The sequence below is a fragment of the Bradyrhizobium sp. genome, from assembly GCF_030693485.1.
In the GTDB taxonomy this organism is placed as follows: domain Bacteria; phylum Pseudomonadota; class Alphaproteobacteria; order Rhizobiales; family Xanthobacteraceae; genus Bradyrhizobium.
Genome location: NZ_JAUYAN010000313.1, coordinates 1 through 8,047, shown reverse-complemented (window position 1 = coordinate 8,047; position 8,047 = coordinate 1). Strand labels below are relative to the sequence as shown.

Annotated in this window: 6 protein-coding genes and 1 riboswitch; of the genes, 2 read left to right on the top strand and 4 right to left on the bottom strand. The window is 64.0% G+C overall.

From position 1 onward, the window contains the following. Positions 1-11 precede the first annotated feature (11 nt). Positions 12-215 (bottom strand): hypothetical protein, encoded by a 204-nt coding sequence (locus Q8N40_RS22865; RefSeq protein WP_305319004.1) that lies wholly within the window; start codon positions 213-215, stop codon positions 12-14. 580 nt (positions 216-795) lie between these two features. On the opposite strand from Q8N40_RS22865, the gene recA reads away from it, so the two are divergent. After that, the gene (gene recA / locus Q8N40_RS22860; RefSeq protein ID WP_305319003.1) at positions 796-1,890 is read left to right on the top strand and encodes a recombinase RecA; all 1,095 of its coding nucleotides are present in this window, start codon (positions 796-798) and stop codon (positions 1,888-1,890) included. A gap of 319 nt (positions 1,891-2,209) precedes the next feature. Here the strand turns inward: recA and gcvP are convergent, their stop codons facing one another. Genes gcvP through gcvT form a run of 3 tightly spaced genes read right to left on the bottom strand, consistent with a single transcriptional unit; the run spans position 2,210 to position 6,634 of the window. Beyond that, complete coding sequence (gene gcvP, locus Q8N40_RS22855; RefSeq protein WP_305713415.1) at positions 2,210-5,077, bottom strand: aminomethyl-transferring glycine dehydrogenase; 2,868 nt, start codon at positions 5,075-5,077, stop codon at positions 2,210-2,212. 17 nt (positions 5,078-5,094) lie between these two features. After that, positions 5,095-5,460 (bottom strand): glycine cleavage system protein GcvH, encoded by a 366-nt coding sequence (gcvH, locus tag Q8N40_RS22850; RefSeq protein ID WP_305713414.1) that lies wholly within the window; start codon positions 5,458-5,460, stop codon positions 5,095-5,097. A 25-nt stretch (positions 5,461-5,485) separates the two neighbouring features. Then, the gene (gene gcvT, locus Q8N40_RS22845) at positions 5,486-6,634 is read right to left on the bottom strand and encodes a glycine cleavage system aminomethyltransferase GcvT (RefSeq protein WP_305713413.1); all 1,149 of its coding nucleotides are present in this window, start codon (positions 6,632-6,634) and stop codon (positions 5,486-5,488) included. A gap of 137 nt (positions 6,635-6,771) precedes the next feature. Next, positions 6,772-6,860, bottom strand: a riboswitch (glycine riboswitch). A gap of 215 nt (positions 6,861-7,075) precedes the next feature. Here gcvT and Q8N40_RS22840 point away from each other — a divergent pair. Continuing rightward, a partial coding sequence (locus tag Q8N40_RS22840) for an alanine--tRNA ligase-related protein (protein WP_305713412.1) occupies positions 7,076-8,047 on the top strand: 972 nt, incomplete at its 3' end.

Below are 8,047 nucleotides of genomic sequence, written 5' to 3'. Positions count from 1 at the left end.
ACCCCGGTTGATCAATCCCGGGATTTTACGTCCCGATCCTTCGGCTCGGCCTTCTTGAGTTCGCGGTCAATCCGCAGCTGGACCCGTCGGATGGCGAGCAGCCTGATGTTGGTCTCGGTCTTGCCGGATATGACCGCGTCGCCGACCCGGAATTGCCATTGCCAGACGCCCGGCACTGACGGCGTAACGGTGTACTCGACGCCCCTGTGCATCATCGGAAATCCCGCTACGCTTCAAGGATGCTGGTTTCGTAGTAAACTATAGATTGTTAGTTCAAACAATACACGCTCTGGAGCGGATTGTCGCGGATGCCGCGCGCGGCCGGGCCCGCAACGGAGCAGGGAAGGCGATCGGCGCAAAGTGGCATCGGGCGCTGTCTGCGGATCGCAGCAATCATGCTCGGGAAAATTGGCCGCGAGGACAGGCGGACATGCAGTCATACGGAATACGGCCCCGACTTCCGTTGCGGGAGCTGCAATGTGCCGGCGGGACCCCTGGCTGAAGCTGACTTGCCTTGGTGCCCTTGAGCCCGGGAATGCCTGCCATAACAAGGCTCTACTCCGTAGTACTACGTAGAACATTTAGGCGTGTGTTAACCGGTTCGACAGCCTGTGAAATCGAAAAACACCAGTTGTGTTTTCTACTTGAGCCACCCGGGATGGAGCCTTTCGCTCGGGATTTGAAAAAGAACATATTGCGAACTCGGAACAAATAGGGTACGTTATTCCCAAGTCGCTGCCGTCAACGCTGTCCGTTTGTCCCTCTAGCGAATCCCCGTCATAAGGAGCACCACCAATGGCCGCCCCCACTACCGCGCTGCGTATCGTCGAAGGATCCTCCATGGACAAGACCAAGGCCCTTTCGGCCGCGCTCTCCCAGATCGAGCGCCAGTTCGGCAAGGGCTCGGTGATGAAGCTGGGCAAAAACGATCGCTCGATGGACATCGAGACCATTTCCTCGGGCTCGCTCGGGCTGGATATCGCGCTCGGCGTCGGCGGCCTGCCGCGCGGCCGGGTGGTGGAAATCTACGGACCGGAATCCTCGGGCAAAACCACGCTGGCGCTGCACACGGTGGCCGAAGGCCAGAAGAAGGGCGGCATTTGCGCCTTCATCGACGCCGAACACGCGCTCGACCCGGTCTATGCCCGCAAGCTCGGCGTCAACATCGATGAACTCCTGATTTCGCAGCCCGACACCGGCGAGCAGGCGCTGGAGATCTGCGACACCCTGGTACGATCAGGTGCGGTCGACGTGCTGGTGATCGATTCGGTCGCCGCCCTGGTGCCGCGTGCCGAACTCGAGGGCGAGATGGGCGACGCGCTGCCGGGGCTGCAGGCCCGGTTGATGAGCCAGGCGCTGCGCAAGCTCACCGCCTCGATCAACAAATCCAACACCATGGTGATCTTCATCAACCAGATCCGGATGAAGATCGGCGTGATGTACGGTTCCCCGGAAACCACCACCGGCGGCAATGCGCTGAAATTCTACGCTTCGGTCCGCCTCGACATCCGCCGCATCGGCGCGATCAAGGAGCGCGACGAGGTGGTCGGCAACCAGACCCGCGTCAAGGTGGTGAAGAACAAGCTGGCGCCGCCGTTCAAGCAGGTCGAGTTCGACATCATGTACGGCGAGGGCGTCTCCAAAATGGGCGAGATCCTCGATCTCGGCGTCAAGGCCGGCATCGTGGAAAAGTCCGGCGCCTGGTTCTCCTATGACAGCCAGCGCCTCGGCCAGGGCCGCGAAAACTCCAAGGCTTTCCTCAAGGCCAATCCCGACATGACCGCGAAGATCGAGGCGTCGATCCGCCAGAACTCCGGCCTGATTGCCGAACAGATTCTGGCCGGCAGCCCCGAGCGCGACGCCGAAGGCGAGGAGCCCACGGAGGAGTAGGTCCTTTATCCGGGCCTTGGTCGCCTGAATTAAAGTTCAACATGAGCGGGCGCTGAGGACGTTGAATTACCGACGTCCCCAGTGCCCGTTTTGATTTTGGAAGGTGATTGCCGGCAGCGTTTCGTTGGCGGTGACGATTCGAAATCGCGAGAATCCAAAAGTGCTTAGAGCCGAAAGCGGAGACTTTTGATTCGCTTATGTAATGTGGCACTTCAAGTGCGCGAGCTGCCGTCCGGGACCCGAAGTCCCGGGACATCATGATGTGCGTCGCACATCCGAAGCTCTCCTTGCACTATCCCCGAATGACCTTAACAACGCGTCACTCCGCGGCCTCCGCGTAGTCCGTGACCGGCGGGCACGAGCACACCAGGTTGCGGTCGCCATAGACGTTGTCGACGCGACCGACCGGACTCCAGTACTTGTCGGATCGCGAGGTGCCGGCGGGGAAGCAACCATCTGTGCGGGAATAGGCCCGCTGCCAGCCATCATCGGCGATGTCGTGCACGGTGTGCGGGGCGTGGCGCAGCGGCGAGGCCTCGACCTTCCAGCGGCCGGATTCGATTTCGGCGATCTCCTGCCGGATCGCGATCATGGCGTCGCAGAAGCGGTCGATCTCGGCCTTGGATTCCGACTCGGTCGGCTCGATCATCAGCGTGCCCGGCACCGGAAAGCTCATGGTCGGGGCGTGGAAGCCGTAATCGATCAACCGCTTGGCGATGTCGTCGACGGTGACGCCGCTCGTTGCCTTCAGCGGCCGGGGGTCGACGATGCATTCATGGGCGACCCGGCCTTTGGCGTTGCGGTACAGCACCGGGAAATGCGGATCGAGCCGGGTGGCGATGTAATTGGCGTTGAGGATCGCGATTTCGGTCGCCCGGGTGAGGCCTTCGCCTCCCATCATCAGGATGTAGATGTAGGAGATGGTCAGTATCGAGGCCGAGCCGAATGGCGCCGCCGACACCGGTCCGACCGGCGCCCGTCCGTCGGCTGAGAGGTGGCCCGGCAGGAACGGGGCCAGATGCGCCTTGACGCCGATCGGACCCATGCCGGGGCCGCCGCCGCCATGCGGAATGCAGAAGGTCTTGTGCAAATTGAGATGGCTGACATCGGCGCCGTAATCGCCGGGCCGCGACAGCCCGACCTGGGCGTTCAGGTTGGCGCCGTCGAGATAGACCTGTCCGCCATGGCCATGCACGATCTCGCAAATTTCGCGAATATGCTCCTCGAACACCCCGTGGGTGGAGGGGTAGGTGATCATGATGGCGGCGAGGTTTTGCGAGTGCTTTTCCGCCTTGGCGCGGAGATCGTCGACGTCGACATCGCCCCTGGCATCGCAGGCCACCACCACGACCTCCATCCCGACCATGCTGGCGGAGGCCGGATTGGTACCGTGGGCCGAGGAGGGGATCAGGCACACCTTGCGGTGTGGCTCGCCGCGTGCGGCGTGGTAGCCCCGGATCGCCAACAGCCCGGCATATTCGCCCTGGGCGCCGGAATTCGGCTGCAGCGAGATCGCGTCATAGCCGGTGATGTCGCACAGCCACTTTTCGAGCCGCTTGAACAGGGCATGGTAGCCCTTGGCCTGGTCGGCCGGCGCGAACGGGTGCAGCGCGCCGAATTCGGGCCAGGTCAGCGGGATCATCTCCGAGGTGGCGTTGAGCTTCATGGTGCAGGAGCCCAGCGGGATCATGGCGCGGTCGAGCGCGAGATCGCGGTCGGAGAGTTTTCGCATGTAGCGCAGCAGCTCGGTCTCGGAGCGGTGGGTGTTGAAGACGGGATGGCTGAGGAAGCCGCTGGCGCGCTTCAACTCGGACGGCAGCGCCTCGTGTGCGCCCGCCACAACCTCCGAATAGGCCAGCTTGCCGCCAAACGCCCGCCACACCGCCTCGACCTCTTTTGCCGTTGTGGTCTCGTCCAGCGAGATCCCAAGGGTCCGCTTGCCGATGCGAAAATTGATCTTTTCGGCCAAGGCGCGCGCGACGATCTCGCTTTGCTTGCTGCCGGCATCGACCGTCACGGTGTCGAAGAATGCCTGAGATTGCGGCGCAAAGCCGAGCCGGCGCAATCCGGCAGCCAGTACCGCGGTGCGACGATGCACCGTGCGCGCGATGTGGGTCAGCCCTTCCGGGCCGTGATAGACCGCGTACATCGAGGCGATCACCGCCAGCAGCACCTGCGCGGTGCAGATGTTGGAGGTGGCCTTCTCGCGGCGGATATGCTGCTCGCGGGTCTGCAGCGCCAGCCGATAGGCCGGCTGCCCCCGCGAATCGATCGACAGCCCGACGAGCCGCCCCGGCAAGGAGCGCTTCAGCGCGTCGCGCACCGCCATATAGGCCGCATGCGGTCCGCCATATCCCATCGGCACGCCGAAACGCTGCGCCGAGCCAATGGCGATGTCGGCGCCGAGCTCGCCCGGCGACGCCAGCAGCGTCAGCGCCAGCAGATCGGCGGCAACCACGGCCAGCGCGCCTTTGGCCCGAAGCGCCGCGATCGCCGGCCTGAGGTCGCGCACCGCGCCCGAGGTGCCGGGATATTGCAGCAGGGCACCGAACACCGCCGCGTTGTCGAGATCGACAAGGGGATCGCCCACGATGAGGCTCCACCCCAGCGGCTCGGCGCGGGTGCGCAGCACCGCCAGCGTCTGCGGATGCGCTTCGGAATCGACGAAGAACGCCTTTGCATTGCCGTGCGCGGCGCGTTCCGCCAGCGCCATCGCTTCCGCCGCAGCGGTGGCTTCATCGAGCAGGGAGGCGTTGGCGACATCGAGCCCGGTGAGGTCGCAGATCATGGTCTGGAAATTGAACAGGGCTTCCAGCCGGCCCTGGCTGATCTCCGGCTGATACGGCGTGTAGGCCGTGTACCAGGCCGGGTTCTCCAGGATGTTGCGCTGGATCACCGCCGGCAAAATCGTGCCGGAGTAGCCTTGGCCGATCACCGACGTGAACACCTCGTTCTGCGCCGCCAGCTCGCGCATATGCGCCAGCGCGTCGGTTTCGCTTAAGGCGCTGCCGAGATCGAGCGGCGCCTGCTGCCGGATCGAGGACGGCAGGGTTTCGGCCATCAGCGTATCAAGGCTTTTCGAGCCCACGGTCTCCAGCATCGCGCTGACGTCGCGCGGCGAAGGGCCGATGTGGCGGCGCACGAAGGTGGCGGCGGGCTCGTCGGAGTGTTTAAGCGGCGCGTTCATGTTCATACCCTCGCTGCTCACGCGGTGTGCTTGGCGTAAGCGGTCTCGTCCATCAGGCCGCCGAGTTCGCTCTTGTCTGCGATCTTCAACTTGAAGAACCATGCCTTGCCGCCGGCGTCGGAATTGACCAGCGCCGGTTCGGCGGCGAGCGCGTCGTTGACCTCGAGCACTTCGCCCGTAATCGGGGCATAGACGTCGGAGGCCGCCTTGACCGACTCGACCACGGCGGCGGCTTCGGCCTTCTTCAGGCTGCGGCCGACCTTTGGTAGCTCGACGAACACCACGTCACCGAGCTGCGACTGCGCGTAATCGGTGACGCCAATGGTGGCGACGTCGCCCTCGATCCGGAGCCATTCGTGGTCGGTGGTGTAGAGCGTCGTCATGACGGATCCTTCAGCGTTTTGAGGTTCAACGTTTGTACGTGTTGGGAACGAAGGGCGTGGCGGCGACCCGCAGCGGCAGCCGCGCGCCGCGCAATTCGGCGAACACCAGGGAGCCCGCGGCGGCGAGCGAAACCGGCAGATAGCCCATCGCGACAGGGGCATTGAGGCTGGGGCCAAATCCGCCCGAGGTGACCTGGCCGATCGGTTCGGACGAAACCTCGTCCGCGAATAGCGGCGCACCTTCGCGCACCGGGGCGCGGCCTTCCGGCCTCAGCCCGACCCGGCGGCGCGATGCGCCTTTTTCGAACTGCGCAAGAATCCTGTCGGCGCCCGGGAAACCGCCGGCGCGCGCGCCGCCCTGGCGGCGGCTCTTCTGAACGGACCATTCCAGCGCGCCCTCGACCGGCGTCGTCGTCGTGTCGATATCGTGGCCATAGAGGCAGAGCCCGGCCTCGAGCCGCAGGCTGTCGCGCGCGCCGAGCCCGATCGGCAGCACGTCGCCATTCGCCAGCAGCGTTTTCGCCAAGGCTTCCGCCTGTTCGGCTGGCACCGAAATCTCAAAGCCGTCCTCGCCGGTGTAGCCCGAGCGCGAGACGAAGCAATCGACGCCGTCGATGCGGCGCGGCCCCGTATCCATGAACCGCATCGCCGATATTTCGGGGCACAGCCGGGCCAGCACCGATTCGGCGCTCGGTCCCTGCAGCGCCATCAGCGCGCGGTCGGCAAGCGGCTCGATGATGCAGCTGTCCGACAGGTGCGAGCGCAGATGCGCCTCGTCCTCGGCCTTGCAGGCGGCGTTGACCACCAGGAACAAATGGCTGCCCAAATTCGCCACCATCAGATCGTCCAGAATGCCGCCGGCCTCATTGGTGAACTGGGCGTAGCGCTGCCGGCCCGGTGCAACCGCCAGGATGTCCTGCGGCACCAGCCGCTCCAGCGCCAGAGCGGCGTCTTCGATCCGGCCGGATTTCGCCCGCAGTTCAAGCTGTCCCATATGCGAGACGTCGAACAGCCCGGCCGAATTGCGGGTATGCAGGTGTTCCCTGAGCACGCCGGGTGCGAATTGTACCGGCATATCGTAGCCGGCGAAGGGCACCATCTTGCCGCCGCTGGCGCTATGCAGCGCATGCAAGGGCGTGGTTTTCAATGCGGTTTCGGTTTCGCGCGCAAGCATCATGAGGCCCTCGCGGTTGCCGAGGAGGATTCCTCGAAAACCTGTCGAAGCCCCATCTGTCGCTGTGCCTGAGAGTATTATCCCGTCGGCGGACGCATCCCGGGACTGGCCCGGCGGCGCCTCTTTCCAGATGCTAGCAAGTCACGCGGTCCGTTTGCCTGAGAGTTTCCGGGGCGGTTGCTCCTTCGGCGCCGGCGTGTAAGCCGATCTCTCCCGACGTGACTATCTTGAACGAGGCTTAGGAAACCACGGCCACGGCAAGGCTGTCAACGCGGCCGCAGCAATTATCAACGAACCTTGTGCTGCTGCGGCAAGCCGCTGATTTGTTGCACACTTTCTGGACAGCGCCATCCCCCTTGTCTAAAAGCCATGGCTTGGTACTTGGGCCGGTGAGATGGCGCGTTTGCAGCGAATCCCCGGGCTTTTTACGATTGGACGGACATGAGCGGCGTCAACGAGATCAGGTCGGCATTTCTGAATTACTTTGCGGCGGAGGGCCACGAGATCGTGCCGTCGTCACCGCTGGTGCCGCGCAACGACCCGACGCTGATGTTCACCAATGCCGGCATGGTGCAGTTCAAGAACGTCTTCACCGGTGTCGAGAAGCGGTCGTACCAGCGCGCCACCACCTCGCAGAAATGCGTGCGCGCCGGCGGCAAGCACAACGATCTCGACAATGTCGGCTACACCGCGCGGCATCTCACTTTTTTCGAGATGCTCGGCAATTTCTCGTTCGGCGACTACTTCAAGGAGCGCGCGATCGAGCTCGCCTGGAACCTGATCACCAGGGATTTCGGCCTGAAGAAGGACAAGCTGCTGGTCACGGTCTATCACACCGACGATGAGGCGGCCGCCCTCTGGAAGAAGATCGCGGGCTTCGGCGACGATCGCATCATCCGCATCCCGACGTCGGACAATTTCTGGGCCATGGGTGACACCGGGCCCTGCGGTCCCTGCTCTGAGATCTTCATCGACCGTGGCGAGCACATCTGGGGCGGCCCTCCTGGCAGCCCGGAGGAGGATGGCGATCGCTTCCTCGAATTCTGGAATCTCGTCTTCATGCAGTTCGAGCAGGTGACGAAGGAGGAGCGCCAGCCGCTGCCGCGTCCCTCGATCGACACGGGTTTGGGGCTGGAGCGCATGGCCTGCATCCTGCAGGGTGTCGACAGCGTCTTCGAGACCGATCTTTTCCGTCATCTGATCGATTCTACCGCATCCGCGCTCGGGACCGGACCGCAGGAGCAGACCGTCGCGTCGTTCCGCGTCATCGCAGACCATCTGCGCTCCTCCGCCTTCCTGATTTCCGACGGCGTGCTGCCGTCGAACGAGGGCCGCGGCTATGTGCTGCGCCGGATCATGCGCCGCGCGATGCGCCATGCGCAGTTGCTCGGCGCGCGCGATCCCTTGATGCAT

Excerpts from the sequence above, each read along its gene's own strand:
- gcvH (WP_305713414.1), bottom strand. The coding sequence starts at position 5,460 with ATGACGACGCTCTACACCACCGACCACGAATGGCTCCGGATCGAGGGC.
- gcvT (WP_305713413.1), bottom strand. The coding sequence starts at position 6,634 with ATGCTTGCGCGCGAAACCGAAACCGCATTGAAAACCACGCCCTTGCAT.
- recA (WP_305319003.1), top strand. The coding sequence starts at position 796 with ATGGCCGCCCCCACTACCGCGCTGCGTATCGTCGAAGGATCCTCCATG.
- Q8N40_RS22865 (WP_305319004.1), bottom strand. The coding sequence starts at position 215 with ATGATGCACAGGGGCGTCGAGTACACCGTTACGCCGTCAGTGCCGGGC.
- gcvP (WP_305713415.1), bottom strand. The coding sequence starts at position 5,077 with ATGAACGCGCCGCTTAAACACTCCGACGAGCCCGCCGCCACCTTCGTG.